The sequence below is a fragment of the Billgrantia gudaonensis genome (genome assembly GCF_900100195.1).
GTDB lineage: Bacteria > Pseudomonadota > Gammaproteobacteria > Pseudomonadales > Halomonadaceae > Halomonas > Halomonas gudaonensis.
In genome coordinates this window covers 69634-92736 of sequence record NZ_FNES01000002.1, presented here as the reverse complement: position 1 = coordinate 92736, position 23103 = coordinate 69634, and the positions used below count along the sequence as shown (strand labels likewise).

The following is a 23103-nucleotide window of genomic DNA, read 5'->3' as shown; positions in this document are numbered from 1 at the left end:
GTCATCTCCGCGTCTATATCTTTACAGAGACGAGGAGGAGGCAGGAATGCCAAGAACAACAACAGCGTCATTCCCAAGCGTCGAGCTGCACAATCGATCAGGCAAAGGGCCTGTGGTCATTCTGTGCGAACACGCCTCGCCGGACATTCCCGAGCCCTATCACGACCTCGGGCTCGACCCCGCCCATCGCTTCAGCCATGCGGCCTGGGATCCCGGTGCCCGAGACGTCGCCATGGCGCTGTCCCGGGCACTCGATGCCCCCTTGGTGGCGAGCCGCGTTTCACGACTCGTCTATGACTGTAACCGTCCGCCCGAGGCGGCCAGTGCCATGCCCGAACGGTCGGAAGTCGTCGATGTGCCAGGCAACCGGAACCTCACTGAGGCCCAGCGCGCCCAACGCATCGAATCGGTCTACCGTCCCTTCTGTACGGCCGTGACACAACGACTCGAGGAGCGCGCCGCCAGCCACCTGCCTACAGCGCTGATCACCGTGCATAGTTTCACTCCCGACTATCACGGCAAACCCCGAACGGTTGAAATCGGCATTCTGCACGACGCCGACCGGCGACTGGCCGATGCCATGCTGGCCCAATCCCACCGTCTGGCACACCGCCAGATCCGGCGCAACGACCCCTACGGCCCCGAAGACGGTGTAACCCACTCACTGAAACTGCACGGCATCGGTCATGGACTGGCGAATGTGATGATCGAGATTCGCAACGACCTGCTCGGCACGCCAGCCGATGCATCCACCATGGCCGACGAGCTCCTGCTGTTGATCGAGCCTGCACTGGCAGAGCTCGGATTCGAAATCCCGATTCGGGGAGACGCGCACGATGCCTAAAGCGATCCTGGGCTATATCGCCATTATCGATGTCATGAATCGCATCATCGGCCGATTTGCGATGTACCTCATCTTCGTTCTGATTGCCATATTGCTGTGGTCGTCGGCCTCCAAGGCGTTCATGACCCCATCGCTATGGACCTTGGAAACTGCTCAATTCGTCATGGTGGCCTACTTCGTATTGGGAGGACCCTACTCCATCCAACTCGGCTCGAATGTAAGGATGGATCTCTTCTACGGAAACTGGAGCTTGAAGACCAAGGCCTGGGTCGACGCTTTCACGGTGTTCTTTCTGCTCTTCTACCTTGGCGTACTGCTTTATGGTGGATTGGTTTCGATGGCTTACTCTCTAGGATATTTCGGAAGCGAGCCCTTTACGTTCCTCTTCGACCTTGCCTGGACACTTTTTACCCAGGGGCCCTCCGAAGCGAGCGAAAGCTTAGGCTTCCTGGAGAGAAGCTCGACGTCCTGGCGGCCCGTGCTATGGCCCATAAAGGCAATTCTTTGCATCGGTATATTCCTTATGATTCTTCAAGCAAGTGCCGAGTTTTTCCGAGATATCAGCCGACTTCGTGGAGTTAATATCTGATGTCTTACGAGATGATCGCCATCGTCATGTTCAGCTCGATGATGTTGATGCTGATGACGGGGCAACGAGTCTTCGGTGCGATTGGTTTTGTCGGTGCATTGGCTGGCGTTCTGCTATGGGGTACCGGCGGCGTTGACATACCCTTCACCTCCGCAATGAAACTCATGAAGTGGTATCCACTGCTGACACTACCGATGTTCATCTTCATGGGTTACATCCTGTCGGAGAGTCGGATTGCCGATGACTTGTATAGGATGTTCCATGTCTGGATGGGTCCGGTAAAAGGCGGTCTAGCCATCGGTACGATCGGGCTGATGGTGCTGATATCCGCCATGAATGGGCTGTCGGTAGCCGGAATGGCAATAGGGGCTACTATCGCCTTGCCTGAATTGCTGCGCCGAGGCTATGACAAGATCATGGTAACCGGCGTCATCCAGGCGGGCTCCAGCCTGGGCATTCTCGTGCCGCCCTCGGTGGTACTGGTGCTCTATGCGATGATCGCCCGCCAACCCGTCGGTCAACTTTGGCTTGCCGGGGTGCTCCCCGGGCTGATGATGGCAACGCTGTTCATCATCTACATCTACGTTCGCTGTCGTGTGCAGCCGGAGCTTGGTCCGGTTCTGGCGGTCGAAGAACGCAACGTTTCCTTGTCCGAAAAGCTGCGGCTATTACGCGCCGGCATACTGCCACTCATGATCTTTGCAATCATGATGGTGCCCTTCGTAAAAGGCTGGACCTCATTGGTCGAGAGCTCGGCAGTAGGCGCCATGTCAGCGTTGCTCGCAGCGATCGTCAAGGGTCGCATGACGCGAAAAGTCTTCGAGGTCTCGGTACGCCAGACCCTGGCGATCTCCTGCATGTTCATGTGGATCATTCTCGCCGCACTCGCTTTCGGCGCCATCTTCGACGGCTTGGGCGCCGTCAAGGCCATCGATAGCCTTTTCACCGAGAAGCTGGGCCTTTCGCCATGGATGATACTCATCATGATGCAGCTGAGTTTCATCGTGATGGGCACTTTCCTCGATGATACCGCCATGCTGGTGATCGTGGCACCGCTCTACGTGCCTCTGGTCGATGCGCTGGGTTTCAACCTGATCTGGTACGGCGTGCTCTACACGATCACCACGCAGATTGCCTACATGACCCCACCATTCGGCTATAACCTGTTCTTGATGCGTGCCATGGCACCGCCTCAGATTGGGCTAATCGATATTTACAGATCCATTATCCCTTTCGTTTTCGTGATGACGGTCGCCCTGAGCCTGGTAATGATCTTCCCTCAGATTGCCCTATGGTTACCCGGGTATATCTATGGAAACTGACCGTTTCAATATGACGCCTGACCATCAGTCGGTCGAAAAAAGACACGGCGGTGGTTAACCGAAAGACAAGAAGAGCCTCACCAAGGGCCGACGCTAAGCCATTTTCGGCATTTCATGTCAGGAGAGAAAACGATGACAACAAGACGCAAGTTTCTGATCACCGCTGCGGCCGGTGCTGCCATGGCTCCGCTGGCCAGTCGGGTCGTTGCCCAGTCTCAGAGCGAGCCGGCCATCAAGTGGCGCATGCAGACCTATGCCGGTGCCGCTCTGGCCGAACATGTCGCCAAGCCGGCCATCGATCTGTTCAACCGAATCGCCGGCGACCGAATGCAGATCGAGCTATTCTACGCCGACCAGCTGGTTCCGACGGGAGAGCTGTTCCGGGCCCTGCAGCGCGGAACCATCGATGCCGTACAATCGGATGACGACTCCATGGCATCACCTACCGAAGTCACCGTCTTCGGTGGCTACTTCCCCTTCGGGTCACGCTACAGTCTGGATGTGCCCGTATTGTTCAACCAGTACGGCCTCAAGGAGATCTGGGAGGAGGAGTACTCCAAGGTCGGCGTCAAGCACGTCAGTGCCGGGGCCTGGGATCCGTGTCATTTCGTTACCAAGGATCCGATCCACAGCCTCGCAGACCTGGAAGGCAAGCGCATCTTCACCTTCCCCACTGCCGGGCGTTTCCTTTCGCAGTTCGGCGTCGTGCCCGTGACGCTCCCCTGGGAAGACATCGAAGTCGCGGTACAGACCGGCGAGCTGGATGGGATCGCTTGGTCGGGCATCACCGAGGACTACACGGTGGGCTGGGCCGATGTCACCAACTATTTCCTGACCAACAACATCTCCGGTGCCTGGATCGGCCACTTCTTCGTCAACATGGAACGCTGGAACGAATTGCCCGAGGATCTCCGGCTGCTGTTCGAGGTGTGCTGCGAGCAGTCCCACTATTATCGCCAGCACTGGTACTGGGGTGGCGAAGCCAAGCTACGCGTGCATGGCGACAAGCTCGAACTGACCAGTATTCCCGACGCCGAATGGGAACAGGTGGAAAACGCCGCCCAGGAGTTCTGGGATGAGATCGCCGCCGAATCCGAAACCAAGGCCAGGGTGGTCGAGATTTTCAAGCAATACAACGCCGACATGCGCAAGGCGGGCAAGCCCTATCGCTATACGGACGCCTGATATTCCTTCACGCCCCGCGGTTGCGGGGCGCACAACGATAGCAAGGTCCGGACCCCAGGCCGGGCCTTGTCATGGCGATCCAACAAGGAGCCTCTCAAATGAACAGCGCAGCGACTGTCGATGCCCTGTCGGCCCTGGAGGCCCAGGTCAGGAACGGCGATGTCGACACGGTTCTGGCCTGCTTCGTGGACATGCAGGGCCGCTTGATGGGCAAGCGGCTTCATGCGCGTCATTTCGTCGACGGTGGCTGGGAAGAGACACACTGCTGCAACTACCTGCTCGCCACCGATCTCGAGATGGCAACGCCGGACGGCTATGCCAGCACGTCATGGCAAGCCGGGTATGGCGATTACATCATGAAGCCCGATCTGGCCACCCTGCGCCCGGTTCCGTGGCTCGACGGCACTGTGCTGGTTCTGTGCGACATCCTGGATCATCACAGCCATACGCCAGTGGCCCACGCCCCGCGCACCATGCTCGAGCGCCAGCTCGAACGGCTCGAAGAGCTGGGACTCGATGCGATGATCGCCAGTGAACTGGAATTCTTCCTGTTCGAGCAGAGTGTCGATGAAATCCGCCAGGCGGATTTCCGTGATCTACGCCCCATCAGCGGTTACAACGAGGATTACCACATCTTCCAAACCGCCAAGGAAGAGCATGTACTGCGTCCCGTGCGCAACCTGCTCCATGCGGCAGGAATCCCCGTGGAAGGCACCAAGGGCGAGGCTGGCTGCGGTCAGGAAGAGCTCAATATCAAGTATGCACCGGCACTGGATACTGCCGACTACCACACCATCGCCAAGCATGCGATCAAGGAGATCGCCTGGCAGAAAGGCCGCGCGGCAACCTTCCTGCCCAAGTGGCATCAAGAACACTCGGGCAGTTCGAGCCACATTCATCAGTCATTGTGGCAAGGCGATACGCCGGTCTTCTACGATGCCAGCGATGAGTTGGGCATGTCCTCCCTGATGAAGCATTACCTGGCCGGCCTTCTGAAGTACGCCCCCGACTACACCTACTTCCTGGCACCCTACATCAACAGTTACAAGCGTTTCCAGAAAGGCTCCTTCGCTCCAACCCGCACGGTCTGGTCAGTGGATAACCGCACCGCCGGCTTCCGACTGTGCGCCAGCGGCACGAAAGCCGTACGTATCGAATGCCGTATTGGCGGTTCGGATCTGAATCCATACTTGGCCATCGCAGCCCAACTGGCCGCCGGCATGAAGGGGATCAACGACAGGCTGGAGCTGCCGCCACCGGCCGTGGGCGACACCTACGCCGGTGATAGCGGCCTGATTCCACAGAACCTGCGCGATGCCAAGGATGCGCTGCAGGGCTCCAGCATGTTGCGCGAAGCGTTGGGCGACGCCGTGGTCGATCATTACGTACGCGCCGCCGAAGTGGAGCTGGAAGATTTCGACAGGGTGGTGACGCATTACGAGGTAGCCCGCGGGTTCGAGCGCGCCTGACGCCCAGGATAACGAAGGCCCCGGTCGGACACAGCGCTGGCCGGGTGAAGGCAGTTACCGCTAGACGAACGGCAGGTCGACGGTCATTCGGGCCGGCCGCAAAAAGGAGATGACGATGGGCCATATGCTGCAGTGTATCTCACCGATCGATGGGGAGATCTACGCCGAACGTGAGGCTCTGTCGACCACGGCAGCCCGGGAATCGGCACAGCGGGCACGGGAGGCACAGGCAAGCTGGGCCGCCCGGCCTCTGCAGGAGCGTATCGATCGGGTGATGGCGGGCATCGCCGCGGTGGGGGCGATGAACGACGAAGTGGTGCCCGAGCTGGCGTACATGATGGGGCGCCCGATTCGCTATGGAGGCGAATTTGGCGGCTTCGAGGAGCGTGGCAGCCACATGGCGGCCATCGCCCGGGAGGCGCTCGCCGACATCGCGGTGGGTGAGGACGCCACGGTAAAGCGCTATATCAAGCGCATTCCACACGGCGTGGTATTGGTAGTGGCGCCCTGGAACTACCCCTACATGACGGCCATCAACAGCGTGGCGCCGGCACTGATCGCGGGCAACACGGTGTTGCTGAAACACGCCACCCAGACCTTGCTCGTGGGCGAGCGCATGGCCCGGGCCTTCCACTCTGCCGGCGTACCCGAGGATGTGTTCCAGAACGTGTTCCTCGACCACGACACTACTTCGGCCCTGATCGCGGAACGTGCCTTCGATTTCGTCAACTTCACCGGCTCGGTGCCGGCCGGACGCACCCTCGAACGTGCGGCAGCGGGTACGTTCACCGGCATGGCCCTGGAACTCGGCGGCAAGGATCCGGGGTATGTCATGGAGGATGCCGACCTCGATGCCGGCGTCGCCGCACTGATCGACGCCGCCATGTTCAATTCCGGGCAATGCTGCTGCGGAATCGAGCGCATCTACGTCCACGAAAGCCTGTATGACCGTTTCGTCGAAAAGGCCGTGACGATCGTCGAGGGCTACCGGCTCGGCAACCCGCTGGACGCTGCCACGGACATAGGCCCCATGGCCCATGTCCGCTTCGCCAGGGAAGTCCGTGCGCAGATCGACGAGGCCGTGGCCGCAGGAGCCAAGGCGCACATTGCCACCAAGCCCGGGGATGATGGCGAAGCCTATCTCACCCCGCAGATCCTGACCGAGGTGACCCACGACATGCGAGTCATGCGCGATGAAAGCTTCGGTCCGGTCGTGGGCATCATGAAAGTCTCCGGCGATGACGAAGCCGTTCGACTGATGAACGACAGCGCGTTCGGCCTCACCGCCAGCCTGTGGACGGCCGACCTCGCCCGCGCCCAGCGAGTCGGCGATCGAATCCAGACCGGCACCGTGTTCATGAACCGCGCCGACTACCTCGACCCCGGACTCTGCTGGACCGGATGCAAGGATACCGGACGCGGCGGCTCCCTCTCGGTGATCGGCTATCACAACCTGACTCGCCCCAAGTCCTATTACCTGAAGAAGGTGACGAAATGACATTGACCGGAAACTGGACTTACCCAACGGCCATTCGCTTCGGTGCGGGACGGATCGCCGAGCTCCCCCAGGCCTGCGCCCAGGCAGGTATCGGCAAGCCCCTGCTGGTGACGGACCGGGGGCTAGCCGAACTGCCCATCACCGCCCAGGCACTGAATATCCTCGAAGCCGCGGGCCTGGGGCGTGCGCTGTTCTCCGATGTGGACCCCAACCCGAACGAGACCAACCTGGCTGCCGGCGTCGAGGCCTTCAAGGCGGGTGATCACGACGGCGTCATCGCATTCGGCGGTGGTTCGGGTCTGGATCTGGGCAAGATGGTCGCTTTCATGTCGGGACAGACGCGCCCCGTGTGGGATTTCGAAGACATCGGCGACTGGTGGACTCGTGCCGATGCCGATGGCATAGCACCCATCGTGGCAGTTCCCACCACCGCCGGTACCGGTTCGGAAGTGGGGCGTGCCAGCGTCATCACCAACTCGCAAAGCCACGAGAAGAAGATCATCTTTCACCCCAAGGTGCTGCCTTCCGTGGTGATCTGCGATCCCGAACTGACGGTGGGCATGCCCAGGCCAATCACCGCTGGTACGGGGCTGGATGCCTTTGCCCATTGCGTAGAGGCGTTTTCCAGCCCTCACTACCATCCGATGAGTCAGGGCATTGCGCTGGAGGGCATGCGTCTGGTGAAGGAAAATCTGCCGCGTGCCTATGCCGATGGCCACGACATCGAAGCCCGCGCGCACATGATGAGCGCAGCGATGATGGGGTCCACGGCCTTCCAGAAGGGGTTGGGGGCGATACATGCGATGAGCCACCCCATCGGCGCATTGTTCAACACCCATCACGGCACCACCAATGCGATCTGCATGCCCGCAGTGCTCGACTTCAATGCCGAGCCAATACGCAAGAGGTTCGACCGGGTCGCTGCCTACCTGGAGATCGACGGCGGTTTCGAGGGTTTCCGCACCTTCGTGCAGTCATTCAATGACCGGCTGGGTATCCCGCGCCGACTCTCCGAGATCGGAGTCACGGCGGAGCGGATCGACGAACTCGCCGAGATGGCGGTACGCGATCCCAGTTGCGGCGGCAATCCGGTGGAGTTGACCCGCGAGAATCTCAAGGAGCTGTTCCAGCGTTGCCTGTAACCGGCTGGCGATGAACGGAGCTCTGGCGACCCGATGCACTCTCCGGCACGCCATCTCCGCTACTCCCCCACCCACCAGCCGCTGGAATAGCGGCTGCTCTGGCCCAGCCGCGGCGTCACCGCCGCCATGGCGTCTATCAGGCGCGAATCCAGCCCCCAGGGCGGGTTGATGACCAGCATGCCGCTGCCGTACATCCCGTGCTCCCCGACACCCGGCTCATGCAGGCACAGCTCGCTACGCCACACCTTGCGCAAACCGCTCTCGCGAATGCCCTCCAGCAGCTCATGGTGGCGTGCTGCCGGCAACAACGGGTACCACACCAGCATCACCGCATGACGCGCCTTGCGCATGGCCACGTGCAGCGTGTCGGCCACCTCCCGGTACTCCGCCTTGCGCTCGTAGCTGGGGTCGATCAGCGCGCAGAGCCGCGGCGTGGTCACCGGCAGGCTGTCGAGCAAACCCGCCAGGCCATCGCCGTGCACCCACTCGACGTCCCCGGCCATTGGCTGCTCGGCTAGGCAGGCGTGTTCACCGGGATGCAGCTCGAACAGCTTCAATCGATCCTGAGGACGCAGGCGATGGACCAGCCAGGCTGGCGAACCGGGATAGTGGCTGAGCACCTGCGGATTCGGTTGCATCGCCGTCAGCGCCGACAGCCACCCGGCCAGCAGCGGTTCTTCCATCAACTGGCCTCGGGCTCGCCACAACGGCTCGACACCATGGCGATACTCCCCCAGCCGACGCGTTTCCTCGGCCGCCAGCCGATAGCGACCGCGTCCGGCATGGGTATCGAAATAGCTGACGGGCGTTGGTTTGCGCAACAGATGATCGATGACGGCGAACAGCGTGAGATGCTTGTGAACGTCGGCGAAATTGCCGGCGTGGTAAGCGTGCTGATAGGAGAGCATGGCAACGGACTCCAGCAGGGCCATCATGCAAGGGCCCGCCAGTTCGGCGGGCCCCGGTTCATGCGAGGGTCGAAGGTGGCATCAGGTTACTGCTGCTGGATCCGCGACTCGATGGGGGACAGAGTGATTTCCACGCGACGATTCTGTGCGCGTCCCTGTTCGGTGTCGTTGCTAGCCACCGGCTGATTCTCGCCGTAGCCCCGCATGGCCAGGCGATTGTTCGCCACCCCGGCCTGGGCCAGATAGCTGCCGACCGACTCGGCACGACGTTCGGAAAGACGCTGATTGTAGCTCGCGTCACCGGTGCTGTCGGTATGGCCGGCAATGTTGACGCGGGTATCGGTGTACTGCGTCAACACCGAGGCGACGTCGTTGAGAGCATTTCGCGCACTCGATGTCAGCTCGCTGGAGTCGAAGTCGAAGGTCACGCTGCTCGGCATGTTGAGCACGATGTCATCGCCACGGCGGTCGACGCCGATGCCCGTCCCTTGCATGCTTCGGCGCAGTTCCTCTTCCTGGCGATCCATGTAGGCACCGATACCGCCGCCGGCTGCCGCCCCAACGGCGGCACCGATCAAGGCGCGATCACGACGGCTGGTGCTGCCATCCCCGGAGAGTGCCCCGGCTGCCGCCCCCACGGCGGCTCCGATGGCGGCTCCGGTTCCCGTGTTGCTGCGCCGGGTTTCTCCGGAATAAGGGTCCGTGGTGGTACATCCCACCAACAATACGGCCGCTGAGATGGAAGCAACCAATCGAATCGGTGTGAACATGTATCCCTCCTGGATGGGTCAGGGTGGCGAGCTTGGGGTCAGCTGGCCCGATGCTCGCCAATCGAGGCCAGCAGTTCATTCAAGAATAGTAGACCGTGCGGCGTGGCTTGAAGCCGCTCGGAATCTTCCACGAGCAGTCCCTTGGCGCGTGCGGCGGTGAGACAAGCTTGCAGCGCCTCGGTTCCCTGGCCGGTATGGGCCACCCACTCCTGCAAAGGAACGCCGGACACGAGGCGCAGGGCATTCATGGCGAACTCCAATGGCAGTTCCGCCTCGTCGATCTGCGAACTCCCGGCCACGAAGCCCCGTGGATCGTTTCGCCGACGCAGGTAGCTGGAGGGCTGTCGGACTTTCCAGCGACGCTCGATGGCCAGGCTCCCCTCCTCGCCCGGGGCGCTCAGCTTGCCATGGGCACCAGCGCCGATACCCAGGTAGTCGCCGAACCGCCAGTAGTTCAGATTGTGCCGACACTGGCGAGCGCCCCGGGAATAGGCGGAAATCTCGTAGCGCGAGAATCCTGCGGATAGCAGTCGCTCGTGACCGATGTCCTGGATGTCCCACAGCGTCTCCTCCACCGGCAGCACCGGTGGCCGGGAGTGAAACTCGGTATTGGGCTCCAAGGTGAGCTGATACCAGGAGAGATGGGAGGGCCCCAGCGCCAGGGCACTGTCGATATCCGCCAGCGCCAGGTCGGGCGTCTGGTCCGGCAAGCCGTGCATCAGATCGAGATTGAGATCGTCGAACCCCGCCTCGCGCGCCTCGTCTACCGCCCGGCGTGCATCGTCGCCGCTGTGGATACGCCCCAAGGCCGTGAGCTGAGCATCCTGAAAACTCTGCACGCCCAACGAAAGGCGATTGATGCCAGCCGCCCGGTATCCGGCGAAGCGGCCTCGCTCCAGCGTGCCGGGATTGGCCTCCAGCGTCACTTCCAGATCGGCGGCCAGCGGCAAGCGCTCGGCTACCGCCTCCAGCAGACGCGCATAGAAATCCGCCGACATCAGGCTGGGCGTGCCGCCACCGATGAACACGCTGACCACTTCGCGGCCAGCCGCCAGGGGGAGGTCGCCTTCCAGGTCCGCGATGAGCGCTGCCAGATACTCGGCCTCGGGCAGTTCGGCGGCATGCCCCACACCATGCGAATTGAAGTCGCAATAGGGGCACTTGCGCACGCACCAGGGAACGTGCACGTAGAGCGCCAGGGGCGGCAAGGAAGACGCCGCCGCCGGCATCGAGCGCATCGTGATCATGGCAGGCTACCGCTATCCGACGACATGGCATCGATCAGCGCGCGCAGCGCCCGGCCGCGATGGCTGAAGCGGTTCTTTTCCTCGGCCGACAGCTCGGCAGCGGTCTTGCCGCGATCGGGTAGCCAGAACAGCGGATCATAGCCAAAGCCGCCATCGCCCCGGGGCGAATCGAGGATCACCCCTTCCCAGCTGCGCTGCACGATCAACGGCACGGGATCCTCGGCATGGCGCAACATGACCAGCACGCACCAGTAGCGCCCCGCACGCGACGCCGCCGATACCTCGGCCAGGGCATCAAGCAGCTTGGCGTTGTTGCGGGCATCGCTCTTGGGCTCCCCGGCATAGCGCGCGGAATGGATGCCGGGCCTTCCTTGCAAAGCGTCCACTTCCAGCCCGGAATCGTCCGCCAACGCTGGCAGCCCGCTGACCCGGCTCGCCTCGCGCGCCTTGAGCAACGCATTTTCGACGAAGGTCAGGCCAGTTTCCTCGACATCATCCACACCGAAATCGGCCTGGGCTCGGACTTCCAAGCCGAGAGGGGAAAGCAGCTGGTTGAACTCGGCGAGCTTCCCGGGATTGGAACTGGCCAGCACGAAAACTCGAGGCAGTGGCATGGAAACTCCTAAGAATATCGCTGGGTGGAACGGGCAAACCGACAATTATCGTTGGCCTGCGAACGAAACGAAAGAGGCTTCCAGAAAGTCAGGCAAACTCATCAGAGCGTATGAAACGACTAAGCCTTTCGCATAGCTCAGCCGCCCACTCTTTTGAGCACAATGCGCTATCGCTTTGAAACGAAGAGACTATCTCGATGATATCGAGCCTGACACCGAGACGATCCACAACATCCTAAACCAGCTTCGACTAACATATATTTACAATTCATCACGCCTCGACAACACTAAGCTAGGAACACCACGAGACCCACCTCAGATTGCGAGCCGCGTCATGCCATAGGGGAGCAGACATCATGGGCCACGGACAAGATCTGGTGTTGCTGGTTACCGACAGCAACCCGCAATCCCAGCTCTTCATCAATTACATCCACGAACAGGTCGGTTGCCCGGTGCGAATCTTATCACCCGAGGATCGACTGGCCGATACGCAATACGAACGTATCGTACTGCTTCTCGATATCGATCACCTGGCCATCGAAGGCATGAGAACATGGCAGGGCAGAATCGCTGACGATGGCCGCGTAGCGATAGCCGCCTTCAATGTCAGGGATGAAACGGTAGCCGTCGACATTCTCGCCGTCATGCACCTGGAAGGGATCTTCTACCGCAGCAATAGTCTCGAAATGATCTGCAAGGGCATTACCAAGATGCTCGAAGGCGACCTGTGGATGTCACGCAGCCTGATGACGCAAATGATCGATTTCTACCGAAAGCAGCAGCGAAACGCTTTTCGTCCGATATGCGGCCTGACCCATCGAGAACTGGAAATCATCGGTCTGCTGGGCTCGGGCGCATCCAACGCCGAGATCGCCAACCAACTATTCGTTAGCGAGCACACCGTAAAGTCGCATCTTTACAATATATTCAGAAAAATAAACGTGCACAATAGGATACAGGCCATGAACTGGGCCAGACACAACCTGATGGGTATCGCTCCCGGTCAAAGGCATCATGAAAAAACGTTAGCGCACTAAGTTCGTAAAGAATCATCCATCATTACCCTTTCACTGAGTATCGCAATATGGATACCCGAGCTCTCATTTGCAAAGAGAAACGGCCAATGGATGGAAACGGCACATTACTGATCGCAGGGGAAACCAACGAACTTTCACCAAGTCTCCCATCCTATTTGAGAGGAAATGGCTGGATCGTCGACCATGCAAAAAGCCTGAAAGACGCTATCGACATATTGAAAGAGAAGAGTCATGAAACCGGACTGATATTGATCGACGATGGGCAAGATATAAACGTACCAGATATCGAAAAGTGCCTGGAAGAGTCTTCACTCAGCTGGATGGCACTCATCCACCCCAATCTGCTCGACAATGCGTCCATCCTGCAGCTACTGCGAAAGCATTGCTACGCTTACCATGTCCTGCCAGGCAGCGACGAGCAGGTCGAATGCATTCTTCGTCATGCTTGCGCCATGCGCAGACTTCACGAGCTGCAGAAAAAGAATGACGCAACGCTCATCGACGACTACGAAATGGTCGGAACGACAGCGAGCATGAAACAGCTCTTCGACACGATTCGTCGCGTCGCTGCCGTCGATGCCCCCGTCTTCATCAGCGGTGAATCTGGCACCGGCAAGGAGCTCGCTGCTCACGCCATTCATGAACGCTCGCAGCGCCGAGACGGTCCCTTCATTGCCGTCAATTGCGGGGCGCTGCCCAGCAACCTGATACAGTCGGAGCTGTTCGGACACGAGAAAGGCGCCTTTACGGGAGCCAGCCAACGCAAGATCGGCAAGGTCGAAGCCGCTCAGGGAGGGACCCTATTCCTGGACGAGATCGGTGACCTGCCATTGGAGATGCAAGTCAACCTGCTGCGCTTCCTGGAAGATCACCAGATACAACGTATCGGCAGCACCAAGGAAATCGTCGTCGACGTGAGAATCCTGGCGGCCACCCATGTCGATCTGGAAAAGGCCGTAAAGGAAGGCCGCTTTCGCGAAGACCTCTATCATCGCCTCAACGTTCTGCAGATATTCCTGCCACCTCTCCGTGAGCGGCAGGAGGACATCGAAGTGCTGGCCAGGTTCTTCTTCGACAAATTCGCCAATGAAAAAGCCTGCCAGGTCAAGGGGTTCAGTCAGGAAGCCTTGCGGCTGATGCAGTGCCACAGCTGGCCGGGCAATATCCGGGAACTGATCAACCGTGTGCGCCGGGCACTGGTGATGTGCGAAACGCGCTTGATCAAGCCCGAGGATCTCGGCCTGGAGCGGCGCCAGTCGTCACGCTGCATCATGACGCTCGAGCAGGCCCGTGACCATGCCGAGTACGAGGCGCTGGTCTCCGCCCTGGGCCGGAACCGCTACAAGATCCAGAACGCCGCCCGCGATCTGGGCGTGTCGCGAGTCACGCTCTATCGTCTGATGGAAAAGCATCATATCCATCGCGAAGTGGCCGTCGTTTAGAAGGTCGCCAACTGATTGCCCCGCCATGTCCTGATTGGACATGGCGGGGCAGCGACAGGTGCGATATCAGATCTGGAAGGGCATCCTGAAGTCGAGGGTGAAATCGGGAGCATCGTCGGTCAGCCCGACGCCCACGCTGGTGACGATCGACGTGGAGTCCGTCAAGCCGTAGGTGGCACCGAAGTTGACTGAGGCGGAATTCGCACTACTCCCAATGATATCTTCCGCAGATCCGCCATCCTGGGTAATCTGGGTCTCGAAAGCATGCTGATAGGTAAAGGACATGGAAAGGCTGAAGCGTTCGTTCAAGGCGAAAGCCGTACCGAAGCCGAAACGCACGCTATCGCCGAGATCCACTTTTCCCGGAACCTGATCATCGCCTGAGCTAATATCATCGAAACTCTCCTCGATATTATACGTATAGCCGAGGTTGGCGAAGATGATGGCCGGATCCACGGTCTTCAGAAGAGAAAGCCCCGTACTGACGCCCCAAACGCCATTGCCCGTAGGAAGATCATTGGGGACGGTAAGATTTTCCACCCCTCCTTCTTCGTCATCTATGGTGGTCGTTCTAATATCATAAGGATGCTTACCGGTCGGGGCTCGCACGGAAAAGCTCCAGACGATATCCGGCCGACTCTCCGTCTCGGGAAGCAGACGATAGTAGAGGCCCGCGCTGATATCGCCCAGGTCACCTTGGCTGACGGTATCTTCTATTAACCCTGGCCCTCCCTCATCGCCCATCGTTTCATAGCGGCTGCTACGATAGACATATGGGATCACCAACTCCAATTCCAGACGATCGGTGACACCATAACGTGTACTCAGATCGAACGTCGTGGTATGACTCTCCACGGTATCGACGCTGATATTGCCCAGGAAAATGGCATCTAGGGCCAGAAACCCGTTCAACGCCAGCTCGCTGCGATCCGAATAGGAGTAGCTGATGCCCGGCTCGATGGTCAGGCGGTCGGAGAACAGCGCATGTTCCTCGCGAAGTACGTCGCGAACGCTCTGGCTGGGCTGCGCTTCACGAACGACGCCGTCGTCATTCGATTGTGCCAAAACGACCGTGGGAATGCCCATGGTGGCAGACACGATCAGCCACGAGGCGATAGGAAAGGTGGAAGCGTGTACCTGGTTTTTCAGCTTGTTGTCCGGCATCTTGGACTCCCCTGAAAGTATGGGCTCTCTACGAGCATATCGCCCTTCCCTCCAACGGACGAAAAGGCCAAATCTTGGGCTACGCCTAGCTAGATTAGCAGGCCTTAGCGTTGGCAACACGGCTTAACAAAAAAGGCCGATCACGATCGGCCCGATAATGAAACTCGCTCAAACTACTGACGTAAACGATCCAGTCCGCGCACGGATTGAAGCATGCGTTTCATATCCTGGCCTATCTTCGCGGTGGAAGCCTCACCCAGTTGAATTCGCAGCCGCGTCATGTTGTTGATCGTCTGATGGCTGCTGGAGAGCTGAATGGACTGATGCAGTCCCCGGCGCGAAAGAATTTTCTGACTGGCGCGCCCAGCTCCAGGAACGTCAAGCGTCATCCCTAGGCTTCCGGCTTGCTTGGTAATCGCCACATGCGCACCGGCTGGCGTTTCGAGACTTTGCTCATTGTTTCCCGTAAGTACGCTACCGCGGCCGACATCCTGGCCAACATCGATCCAGAACCGGTTGTTGGCACTATTGAAGTCGCCACCAGCCTGGACCAGTTGAACGACACCCTTGGCATTGGAAGAACCCGTATCGACCACCTGTCCAGCATCAGACATCGCCTGCCGATAGGCGGCATACTGTTCAGGCGTGGTCGCGGTGATGTGACTCGTAAACGTCGGCGACGGCTGGCCATTCGCCATATCGATACCAAGATCCGCCCGCGCGTGGATTTCCTCACCCGCCGGTGACTTCCAGTTCATCGACATTTCGACGCCGAAGAACAGGACCTGACGGCCATTAACGGCCTTGCCGCGCAGCTGCGCCAGCTCATAATCGGAAAGCTGTTGGCCATTCTGAAAGGCGGGTTCGCTGAAATCGGTAGCTACCGTAGCCGCTCGAGCCGACAACGGGGCTGACAGCACCAGCGAGGCGCCGATCAACGTAACGCTTACTGCGCCGTACCATCGCTTCCTGCTTTCAAAGCCATTCATGGTTCCACCCTCATGTGCTTTCATTACAAGTGGTCAGAACACTTCGGCATGGCGAAACCCGAAGTCCAACAGCTGTTGTTTGGGTACGGGAGAGAAGACATCGGCCAAGCGGCGAGCCGTCAATGGTTGATCCGGATCGAGCAGCACCGTGTGGGTGTCGAAGTTTTCTCCTACGACGGCAAATATCACGTTGTTCCAGGCCTCGACGAATTCGGAACGATCCATGACCTTGTTGCCCAAGGCAGGGTCGCCGATATAAACTCGATCCCCCACCACTTTCTTCATCACCACGAAGTGCTGGTATCCATCAAGATCCAGCAGCACGATGACGGGAATCGAAACGGTATCCAGAGCAGGCTCATCGATCTTGTAGCCACGCCCACGCAACCCAACGGTTTCCACATAATTGTTGAGGTCAAGCAGCGAAAAACCCATCTTCTTCGCTTGCTCGGCATCGGAAATTTCGAACATACCTTGGAGCACCGTTTCTTCGGTGACATCCGAGCGGCCATAGGCGTACTTGAGAATGGTTGCCAGCGAAGCGGCACCACAGGAGAAATCGGTCTCCTGGGCAACTAGGTTCTCGAATTTCAGCTCTTTCATTGACTGGACTTGCTTGGTGACATTGGTTCCGGGAACGACATTTCCCATCCTAATGGACGCAGCCTCTACGTTTTCACTGATAAAGCCCGACAGGAAAAAAACCGGAACAGTCAGAAATAACGTGGCTAGTCGAAAACTCTGCATCGTTGCTCCTCCCTGCCGAAGTGTGAAAGCCCGGTCCGCCTAAGGCGGACCGGGAACGGCCTGGGCATCGGCTCACTTGGCGCGAGCGATGGAGAGCGTATTGCTCTGCATGTTGGCATTGCCAGAGGCAATGTTGACCCCAACGTTACCGCTAGCTCGGTTGAAGCTATTGGTGAGGTAAGAGTTGTTGGTGTTGCCACAGCCACAACTCACTTCGTTATCAAGCTCGTTATTGTAAACTGCCTGAACTCCAGCCACGGTAGCTTCCGCGGAGCTATTATTGCCCACAGACAGTGCCATGCCGTTGTGCTGAGCGTTGCCGAACCCTGCAGCCATATTTACACCCAAATTACCGGAAGCACGGTTAAATGAGTCAGTTGTACCAGCATTGTTGTTGGTGGCATCGTTGTTGTAAATGCCATTGGAGCTCGACTGGATCGAGAAAGTCGCTGCCTTGGCAAAAACCATGGCTTCATCGGTTTCTACAGTCGTCTCCTCTGTTGGCTTCCATACACCACCATGATACGACGTTGGATAATAATCGTATTCAGTCGTGGTAGTCGTGGTAGTCGTGGAACCGTTGTCGCTGCCTTTCGAAATGGCCGCATCATTGGCTTGACTATTCAGGCCGCCACTAGCAACGTTGACACCCATGTTGCCTGAAGCACGATTCCCTGAGCCAGTTGCCGTGGAGTCGTTATCCGTCTCATCATCGTATACACTATTTTCGTTAGTGAACTGCTTACGATCGATGGTCGCAATCGAAAAATGATTCGGGTCTACGACATCGGCCTTCAGGTCGAGCTCAACCCAGATATCATTTTCAATTTCATGGCCGATTTCGACTTCGATATCGTTTTCGACATCAACATCCATTTTGGCATCGGTGTCGAAATCATTGTCTCCAGCCAGCGCATAGGGCGCAGCGAGCAGGGCGGTAATGGCCAGAGCGAGTGGGGCTTTTGCGAACGTTTTCATGATCTTTCTCCTGAATGAACCTGAGAGTTCTGCTCTTGATGTTGTGAGGCACGACTACCGCTATCTACGTGCACCGGATGTCATGCGGACACCGACATGGTTCCCGGTAGCGTTGCCCTTTCCCGCCGACTGATTCACCTGGATGACGCCGCGCGACCCGGCAAAGGCCGAATCCTCGATGGCGACTCGCCGTGACGACGTTCCGTCATCCGACTCCTCGGTCGACTCCTGCGTACGGGACTGAACCTGACTCAGCGACTCGCTATTCAGAGAACTGCCCCTGATGCCCAGAGCCACACTCAAGGTGTTGCTCTGCACATTTTCCTGCCCCGCGGCCTGGTTGACGGAAATCCAGCCAACCGATTGGCTCAACGCCTGATCCTTGATCACGGCGGTCGCCTGCTCCGGCGCGAGACGATTGTTCGATGTAACCACCTGCACCACGATGTTGTTGGCAAGTGCCTGCTCGCCCATGGCGATGACACCGGAGTTGCTCTGCAAATTGCTGCTGCCTGCAGCCATGTTGACGTTGATGGCCCCCTGCACGCCTCTCAGGGAATGTCCGTCGATGACGGAAGCAGCTCGATAGGTGGTGAAGACGCGGTAGTATCCGTCATCCACGAACTCCTCCTGGCCCCAGGCTTCCTCCGTGAAACCGGACAAGACGATTGCCGACAGCCCCGCAGCCACCAGGGCACTCACCATGCCGCGGTGCCAATGGCCTGCCGCCGAGCACTCGAGGGCAACTCCTTCCTGCCACCCCTTGGGGGCTCGTCGTTGCCACTGCCTGGCTGTCATGCGCTGTGCGATCGTCATTGGATTCACCTGTGACTGCTCGTCGTCACCGTCTGGCTCTGGTGGTTGTCGTTTCCCTTGGCCTGATGGCGGTTTCCACCGCCTCCCCTGCCCTTGCCGATCGAACGGCTTTCATCCCACAAGATGACGCCAAGCCCTTCGTCGATGGCAGTGGTCGAGCCCTTCGCATACCGCCCCCGAACCTCATCCAGTCGTTCCTTCGAAAGCGCCTTTCCTTCGAATGCCCGGGTTGCCACCATGCCGCTTTCTACGGCATCAGAGCCCTGTGCCAGGGCAACGGAAGCAAGACTTGCAAGCCCGACACCGAGGGCCATGGCCGTGAGCCATCGACAGGAAGGCAGCAACCCCTTCAGGCGCTGAGCGCCGTTCTGTCCCCTGTCAGTGACCCGCGATCTGGATGGCATCATCGAGGCTCCAAATTGTTTCAATATGTAAATAGCAATAGCCGTGCCAACTATGTAACTATATGATTTATAATCTTTTTCCTGAAAAATGAAAACGAGACAAGTGTTAGCTTCATGTAACGTGAATTCGATTTCGTGCCCCTCAATCCGCTTCGTCCCCCACTACGGAGCCCACACCGAAGCGCCGGGAGCTCGGAATGCAGTCACTGCAAAGCTGATGAAACATCGCCACGCAAAATTTCTTATCCGTACTTGCAACTCATTGTTTCTTATGTCCAAAAAGGATCTTCATAAGCCGTGACTTCCAACACGGTCGCTGAAAGAAGTGCGATCGACCCATTCCCTTCATCACCTTGGAACGGGAGCGTAAATTTCCCAGACAGAACGAAACCACTCGGTTGAACACAATGTAATGCACATGAGTAATATAAGATTTAATGGGTTTTCCACCTCGGTAATTAGCCAATCCTATGGCACCGTATTACGAGCTTTCGCCATACTATTTCCCTAAAAAACATAACTTTACAAACCCTCTGACCAGGCCCTACCTTATAGGTCACCAGGGAAATACCGATACGCTTCTCCAAATGGCGTCAACCGGAAAGGCAATATCAATCGATATTCGAGTCATGCCTTTCCGTTGGACCGGGAGCCAGCCGATGGACGTGATACCTAATCTGTTGCTGGTATACCGTTCCGATAGTGTGAGAATGGAAATCAGTGAAAACTTGTCCAGCTACCAGAAATACTTGATGACGACCGATGACATGAAATCGGCCCTCAACCTGACTCAACAACACCCATTTTCCATTGCACTATTCGAACTAAAACTTTTCGATAACAGCAACACTATTTTCCATCGAATTCTCGAATCCCTACAAGATACCCACTTGGTAGCGATAGTCGATGAAAAAGAAAATGGCGACCCAATCAAGAAAAAACTCATTCACGACCATTTCTTTACGTTTTTATCGATCCCCACATCACCGCGGGATCTCACTTCGGTCATCGAAACACTACTCTGGATGCGACGTTTCAACGGAAAGGATCACTATGATCAATCCATTATCGTCAACGGGCGAAAACTCGAGAGTGAAAACCCTCGGGTCAATACTCTCATCATTGCCATTCAGAAAACCGCCAGGGTGGATGCTCCCGTTCTCATCCATGGTGAAACGGGGGCGGGGAAGGAGCTCGTTGCAAGAGCCATCCATCACTATTCTCGCCGGAGCAATGGACCCTTCATCACCGTCAACTGTGGTGCCATTCCCCGCGAACTGATGCAATCCGCTTTTTTTGGCTATGAACGAGGCGCCTTTACGGATGCGCACCAACGCCACATCGGACATATCGAATCGGCATCGGGTGGAACGCTTTTCCTGGACGAGATCGGTGACCTTCCATTCGACATGCAGGTATGCCTGCTGAGGTTCCTTGAAAACCATCGTATCCAACGCCTGGGCAGTCATGAGGATATCGATGTCGATGTCCGCATCGTATCGGCCACTCATGTCGATATGGAAGAAGCCATTTCCAATGGCGAATTTCGTGAGGATTTGTACTACAGGATCAATGTATTGAGTCTATGCGTTCCACCTCTCCGAGATCGTCTCGAAGACATCGAAAATCTGGTCGATTCGATTCTCATGGCGCATAGCGATGACCGGCCCGTTAATTTCCAAGGTGTGAGCGAAGCAGCCATGAATCTCATGAAACAGTATCACTGGCCGGGCAACATCAGGGAGCTTTCCAACCGGCTCCGTCGCGCCATGATCATGTGTCGCACTGGCTGGATCGAACCCGACGATCTCGCTTTGCCTCTATTGTCTGAAGCGCCATTGACCATCCATATCGATAAAGTACGAGAACAGGCTGAAAAACGGACCATTCGATCCGCCCTGGTTCGTTGCAATAACAATATTTCTTCCGCTGCCAAGGAGTTGGGCGTATCCCGCGTCACACTCTATCGACTCATGGAAAAACACGGCATCGATCGTGACATTTCTCACTGGCATCGCAGATGAGATCCACAGGAACTCAGACACTCGAAATCGAGGATGGAATAGGAGAGAAAGACGAGAGAAAACCATGACGATGAAAGCACGAGTCAATGCAACGAAACGTATTTCAAAGACGATACCAAGGGATCAAGGTCATGAAACCGATAAAGTCACTCTGCATCTTGGCTACCGGCACCCTGTGCCTATCGCTATCCTCTAGCCTTCTCGCTCAAGCGACCAGCGATACGTCGAACGTTCCCGATACCGACTCGCCTGTCGGCCAGGCTCCTGTGCGACAGGAGACGCAGCCCGAAGTCCAGGCCATTCCCGATATCGGCGGTGTACTGACGCCTCGCGGACAGCTGGTACTGGAACCTTCGCTGCAGTACTCCCACGCCAGTGTGAATCGGCTGACGTTTCGGGGCGTGGAGATACTCAGCACCTTGCTGATCGGCGTGTTCGAAGCCGAAGACGCCGACCGCGATACCTGGACGGCTGCCATGACCGGACGCCTCGGCGTCACCGACCGACTGGAGCTGGAGCTGAAGGTGCCTTACGTCTATCGTGACGATTCGCTGTTCGCTACGGTCGCGACCACGGAAGGGCAGCAGGAATTCGATATTTCCCGCGACATCAGTGGCGATGGACTCGGTGATATCGAAGCCGCAATGCACTATCAGCTGAATAGCGGCCGGAACGGCTGGCCCTATTTCGTGGGCAACCTGCGCTACAAATCGACGACCGGGGAGGGACCCTTCGATATTCGCCGCGACTCCGATGGCATCGAGCGCGAACTGGCCACCGGCTCCGGTTTCCACTCCATCGAACCCAGCATCACCATGCTCTTCCCGTCGGATCCTGCCGTCTACTTCGCCAACCTTGGCTACCTCTACAATATCGAGGACGACGTCGACAAACGAATCACCGATGACATTCGCATCGGAAAAGTCGACCCAGGCGATGCCATCCGCCTGAGTTTTGGAATGGCTTATGCCATCAACGAGCGCTCTTCGTTCACGCTGGGTTTCAAGAACGATTTCATAGATGATACCAAGACCGAATTCATCGGTAACAATGGCAATTCGACGACGCAGAGCTCTCGCTCATTGAACATTGCTTCTCTGCTGCTGGGATGGTCCTACCAGCTCAGCCCCATGACCTCCATCAACCTGGGTCTCGAACTTGGGGTTTCGGACGATGCGCCGGATACCGTACTGACGCTGAGAGTGCCCTTCGGCCTCGACGCCTACTGAAAAGACGCCCCGCATGGACTACCCATGCGGGGCGCTTGCCCTTCGCCTCACAATCAGCGCAGCAGCGAATTGAGAATGCGCGTATGTGCACTCAGGCTACGCAGCGCTTCCATGTTGTTGACGGAAACGTCGACATCGATCTGGTTGCTGATCTGCCTATCGCTGGCATTGCTCACGACACTGCCGATGATGGCCTGGTTGGTAATCTGGTGTAGCACTGCCGTGAAACCTTTCGCATCGTTCAGTGCCATACCGGAGAAATTGCTCATCCCCGGTAATGAGATACCAACGGGACTCACATTCGCCACATTGTTGGACGAAGGATTGACATTATGAGCATTGCCAGTTGGGTCGGTCAGTGTCTGGGAGATGACATGTGGCCCCGTATTGCGAAACTCGACCATGGTCTGCTGCATCACGTCATCGATCATGGACCTCACTCTGGCACCGAAGGCGAGATCCAGACCATTGATCGAGAAGCCGCCTCTCAATTCTGCCATCTCGGTGGTATCGATGACTTCCAGAACGGGGCTTGCAAATCCATTGGTATCGCCTGGGTCCCGATATGGATGACCCTCCAGCTCATCGAAGAAACTCGCCGCCTGAACCCCTGCGGCCATTCCCGATGCCATGGTCAGCAGCAGCATGGTTCCTAGCAAACGCCGATAACCATTCATCACACTCC

General features: G+C 57.8%; 22 protein-coding genes. 11 read left to right on the top strand and 11 right to left on the bottom strand.

Going from position 1 to position 23103, the window contains the following annotated elements; all coding sequences use genetic code 11:
* Positions 1-112 precede the first annotated feature (112 nt).
* From BLP96_RS02500 to BLP96_RS02470, 7 genes are all read left to right on the top strand, one after another.
* On the top strand, positions 113-844 hold the full coding sequence (locus tag BLP96_RS02500) for an N-formylglutamate amidohydrolase (protein WP_245682140.1): 732 nt from the start codon (positions 113-115) through the stop codon (positions 842-844).
* Complete coding sequence (locus BLP96_RS02495; RefSeq protein ID WP_089682762.1) at positions 837-1433, top strand: TRAP transporter small permease subunit; 597 nt, start codon at positions 837-839, stop codon at positions 1431-1433. Before BLP96_RS02500 ends, BLP96_RS02495 begins: the two co-directional genes overlap by 8 nt.
* A complete protein-coding gene (locus BLP96_RS02490; RefSeq protein ID WP_089682760.1) occupies positions 1433-2755 on the top strand; it encodes a TRAP transporter large permease in 1323 nt (440 codons plus the stop codon). Before BLP96_RS02495 ends, BLP96_RS02490 begins: the two co-directional genes overlap by 1 nt.
* Positions 2756-2887: 132 nt before the next feature.
* Positions 2888-3940: a TRAP transporter substrate-binding protein gene (locus BLP96_RS02485; protein ID WP_089682758.1), complete on the top strand. Its 1053-nt coding sequence runs from the start codon at positions 2888-2890 to the stop codon at positions 3938-3940.
* 98 nt (positions 3941-4038) lie between these two features.
* A complete protein-coding gene (locus BLP96_RS02480; RefSeq protein WP_089682756.1) occupies positions 4039-5409 on the top strand; it encodes a glutamine synthetase family protein in 1371 nt (456 codons plus the stop codon).
* 115 nt (positions 5410-5524) lie between these two features.
* Positions 5525-6907, top strand: coding sequence for an aldehyde dehydrogenase family protein (locus tag BLP96_RS02475; RefSeq protein ID WP_089682754.1), 1383 nt, complete (start codon positions 5525-5527; stop codon positions 6905-6907).
* A complete protein-coding gene (locus BLP96_RS02470; protein ID WP_089682752.1) occupies positions 6904-8049 on the top strand; it encodes an iron-containing alcohol dehydrogenase in 1146 nt (381 codons plus the stop codon). Before BLP96_RS02475 ends, BLP96_RS02470 begins: the two co-directional genes overlap by 4 nt.
* Positions 8050-8108: 59 nt before the next feature.
* Here the strand turns inward: BLP96_RS02470 and BLP96_RS02465 are convergent, their stop codons facing one another.
* The 4 genes from BLP96_RS02465 to rdgB form a co-directional block, all read right to left on the bottom strand.
* The gene (locus BLP96_RS02465; protein WP_089683351.1) at positions 8109-8957 is read right to left on the bottom strand and encodes a 23S rRNA (adenine(2030)-N(6))-methyltransferase RlmJ; all 849 of its coding nucleotides are present in this window, start codon (positions 8955-8957) and stop codon (positions 8109-8111) included.
* Between the two features lie 86 nt (positions 8958-9043).
* The gene (locus BLP96_RS02460; RefSeq protein ID WP_089682750.1) at positions 9044-9727 is read right to left on the bottom strand and encodes a YiaD family glycine zipper/OmpA-like lipoprotein; all 684 of its coding nucleotides are present in this window, start codon (positions 9725-9727) and stop codon (positions 9044-9046) included.
* Between the two features lie 38 nt (positions 9728-9765).
* The gene (gene hemW / locus BLP96_RS02455) at positions 9766-10974 is read right to left on the bottom strand and encodes a radical SAM family heme chaperone HemW (protein WP_245682139.1); all 1209 of its coding nucleotides are present in this window, start codon (positions 10972-10974) and stop codon (positions 9766-9768) included.
* On the bottom strand, positions 10971-11588 hold the full coding sequence (rdgB, locus tag BLP96_RS02450; protein WP_089682748.1) for an RdgB/HAM1 family non-canonical purine NTP pyrophosphatase: 618 nt from the start codon (positions 11586-11588) through the stop codon (positions 10971-10973). Before rdgB ends, hemW begins: the two co-directional genes overlap by 4 nt.
* A gap of 356 nt (positions 11589-11944) precedes the next feature.
* Here rdgB and BLP96_RS02445 point away from each other — a divergent pair, with 356 nt between their 5' ends.
* Positions 11945-12625: a LuxR C-terminal-related transcriptional regulator gene (locus tag BLP96_RS02445; protein ID WP_089682746.1), complete on the top strand. Its 681-nt coding sequence runs from the start codon at positions 11945-11947 to the stop codon at positions 12623-12625.
* Between the two features lie 86 nt (positions 12626-12711).
* Complete coding sequence (locus BLP96_RS02440) at positions 12712-14067, top strand: sigma-54 dependent transcriptional regulator (protein ID WP_089682744.1); 1356 nt, start codon at positions 12712-12714, stop codon at positions 14065-14067.
* A gap of 66 nt (positions 14068-14133) precedes the next feature.
* Here the strand turns inward: BLP96_RS02440 and BLP96_RS02435 are convergent, their stop codons facing one another.
* The 6 genes from BLP96_RS02435 to BLP96_RS02410 all read right to left on the bottom strand — a co-directional run bounded on the left by BLP96_RS02435 (position 14134) and on the right by BLP96_RS02410 (position 19168).
* Positions 14134-15231, bottom strand: coding sequence for a transporter family protein (locus BLP96_RS02435; protein WP_245682138.1), 1098 nt, complete (start codon positions 15229-15231; stop codon positions 14134-14136).
* Between the two features lie 173 nt (positions 15232-15404).
* Positions 15405-16220, bottom strand: coding sequence for a hypothetical protein (locus BLP96_RS02430; RefSeq protein WP_089682742.1), 816 nt, complete (start codon positions 16218-16220; stop codon positions 15405-15407).
* A 33-nt stretch (positions 16221-16253) separates the two neighbouring features.
* Complete coding sequence (locus BLP96_RS02425; protein WP_089682740.1) at positions 16254-16967, bottom strand: C39 family peptidase; 714 nt, start codon at positions 16965-16967, stop codon at positions 16254-16256.
* 72 nt (positions 16968-17039) lie between these two features.
* On the bottom strand, positions 17040-17945 hold the full coding sequence (locus BLP96_RS19780; protein ID WP_143005061.1) for a hypothetical protein: 906 nt from the start codon (positions 17943-17945) through the stop codon (positions 17040-17042).
* Positions 17946-18005: 60 nt separating this feature from the next.
* Positions 18006-18761, bottom strand: coding sequence for a hypothetical protein (locus BLP96_RS02415; RefSeq protein ID WP_089682736.1), 756 nt, complete (start codon positions 18759-18761; stop codon positions 18006-18008).
* A 5-nt stretch (positions 18762-18766) separates the two neighbouring features.
* Positions 18767-19168: a hypothetical protein gene (locus BLP96_RS02410; protein ID WP_089682734.1), complete on the bottom strand. Its 402-nt coding sequence runs from the start codon at positions 19166-19168 to the stop codon at positions 18767-18769.
* A 656-nt stretch (positions 19169-19824) separates the two neighbouring features.
* On the opposite strand from BLP96_RS02410, the gene BLP96_RS02405 reads away from it, so the two are divergent.
* Both BLP96_RS02405 and BLP96_RS02400 read left to right on the top strand, forming a co-directional pair.
* Positions 19825-21189: a sigma-54 interaction domain-containing protein gene (locus BLP96_RS02405; protein WP_176761434.1), complete on the top strand. Its 1365-nt coding sequence runs from the start codon at positions 19825-19827 to the stop codon at positions 21187-21189.
* A gap of 86 nt (positions 21190-21275) precedes the next feature.
* Positions 21276-22418 (top strand): DUF3187 family protein, encoded by a 1143-nt coding sequence (locus tag BLP96_RS02400; protein ID WP_245682137.1) that lies wholly within the window; start codon positions 21276-21278, stop codon positions 22416-22418.
* A gap of 53 nt (positions 22419-22471) precedes the next feature.
* On the opposite strand, the gene BLP96_RS02395 is transcribed toward BLP96_RS02400, so the two are convergent.
* A complete protein-coding gene (locus BLP96_RS02395) occupies positions 22472-23095 on the bottom strand; it encodes a hypothetical protein (protein WP_089682728.1) in 624 nt (207 codons plus the stop codon).
* Between the last annotated feature and the right edge of the window lie 8 nt (positions 23096-23103).

Coding starts and splice junctions, on each gene's coding strand:
- BLP96_RS02495 (WP_089682762.1), top strand. CDS start 837: ATGCCTAAAGCGATCCTGGGCTATATCGCCATTATCGATGTCATGAAT.
- BLP96_RS02490 (WP_089682760.1), top strand. CDS start 1,433: ATGTCTTACGAGATGATCGCCATCGTCATGTTCAGCTCGATGATGTTG.
- BLP96_RS02485 (WP_089682758.1), top strand. CDS start 2,888: ATGACAACAAGACGCAAGTTTCTGATCACCGCTGCGGCCGGTGCTGCC.
- BLP96_RS02480 (WP_089682756.1), top strand. CDS start 4,039: ATGAACAGCGCAGCGACTGTCGATGCCCTGTCGGCCCTGGAGGCCCAG.
- BLP96_RS02475 (WP_089682754.1), top strand. CDS start 5,525: ATGGGCCATATGCTGCAGTGTATCTCACCGATCGATGGGGAGATCTAC.
- BLP96_RS02470 (WP_089682752.1), top strand. CDS start 6,904: ATGACATTGACCGGAAACTGGACTTACCCAACGGCCATTCGCTTCGGT.
- BLP96_RS02465 (WP_089683351.1), bottom strand. CDS start 8,957: ATGCTCTCCTATCAGCACGCTTACCACGCCGGCAATTTCGCCGACGTT.
- BLP96_RS02460 (WP_089682750.1), bottom strand. CDS start 9,727: ATGTTCACACCGATTCGATTGGTTGCTTCCATCTCAGCGGCCGTATTG.
- hemW (WP_245682139.1), bottom strand. CDS start 10,974: ATGATCACGATGCGCTCGATGCCGGCGGCGGCGTCTTCCTTGCCGCCC.
- rdgB (WP_089682748.1), bottom strand. CDS start 11,588: ATGCCACTGCCTCGAGTTTTCGTGCTGGCCAGTTCCAATCCCGGGAAG.
- BLP96_RS02445 (WP_089682746.1), top strand. CDS start 11,945: ATGGGCCACGGACAAGATCTGGTGTTGCTGGTTACCGACAGCAACCCG.
- BLP96_RS02440 (WP_089682744.1), top strand. CDS start 12,712: ATGGATGGAAACGGCACATTACTGATCGCAGGGGAAACCAACGAACTT.
- BLP96_RS02435 (WP_245682138.1), bottom strand. CDS start 15,231: ATGCCGGACAACAAGCTGAAAAACCAGGTACACGCTTCCACCTTTCCT.
- BLP96_RS02430 (WP_089682742.1), bottom strand. CDS start 16,220: ATGAATGGCTTTGAAAGCAGGAAGCGATGGTACGGCGCAGTAAGCGTT.
- BLP96_RS02425 (WP_089682740.1), bottom strand. CDS start 16,967: ATGCAGAGTTTTCGACTAGCCACGTTATTTCTGACTGTTCCGGTTTTT.
- BLP96_RS19780 (WP_143005061.1), bottom strand. CDS start 17,945: ATGAAAACGTTCGCAAAAGCCCCACTCGCTCTGGCCATTACCGCCCTG.
- BLP96_RS02415 (WP_089682736.1), bottom strand. CDS start 18,761: ATGACGATCGCACAGCGCATGACAGCCAGGCAGTGGCAACGACGAGCC.
- BLP96_RS02410 (WP_089682734.1), bottom strand. CDS start 19,168: ATGATGCCATCCAGATCGCGGGTCACTGACAGGGGACAGAACGGCGCT.
- BLP96_RS02405 (WP_176761434.1), top strand. CDS start 19,825: ATGGACGTGATACCTAATCTGTTGCTGGTATACCGTTCCGATAGTGTG.
- BLP96_RS02400 (WP_245682137.1), top strand. CDS start 21,276: ATGCAACGAAACGTATTTCAAAGACGATACCAAGGGATCAAGGTCATG.
- BLP96_RS02395 (WP_089682728.1), bottom strand. CDS start 23,095: ATGAATGGTTATCGGCGTTTGCTAGGAACCATGCTGCTGCTGACCATG.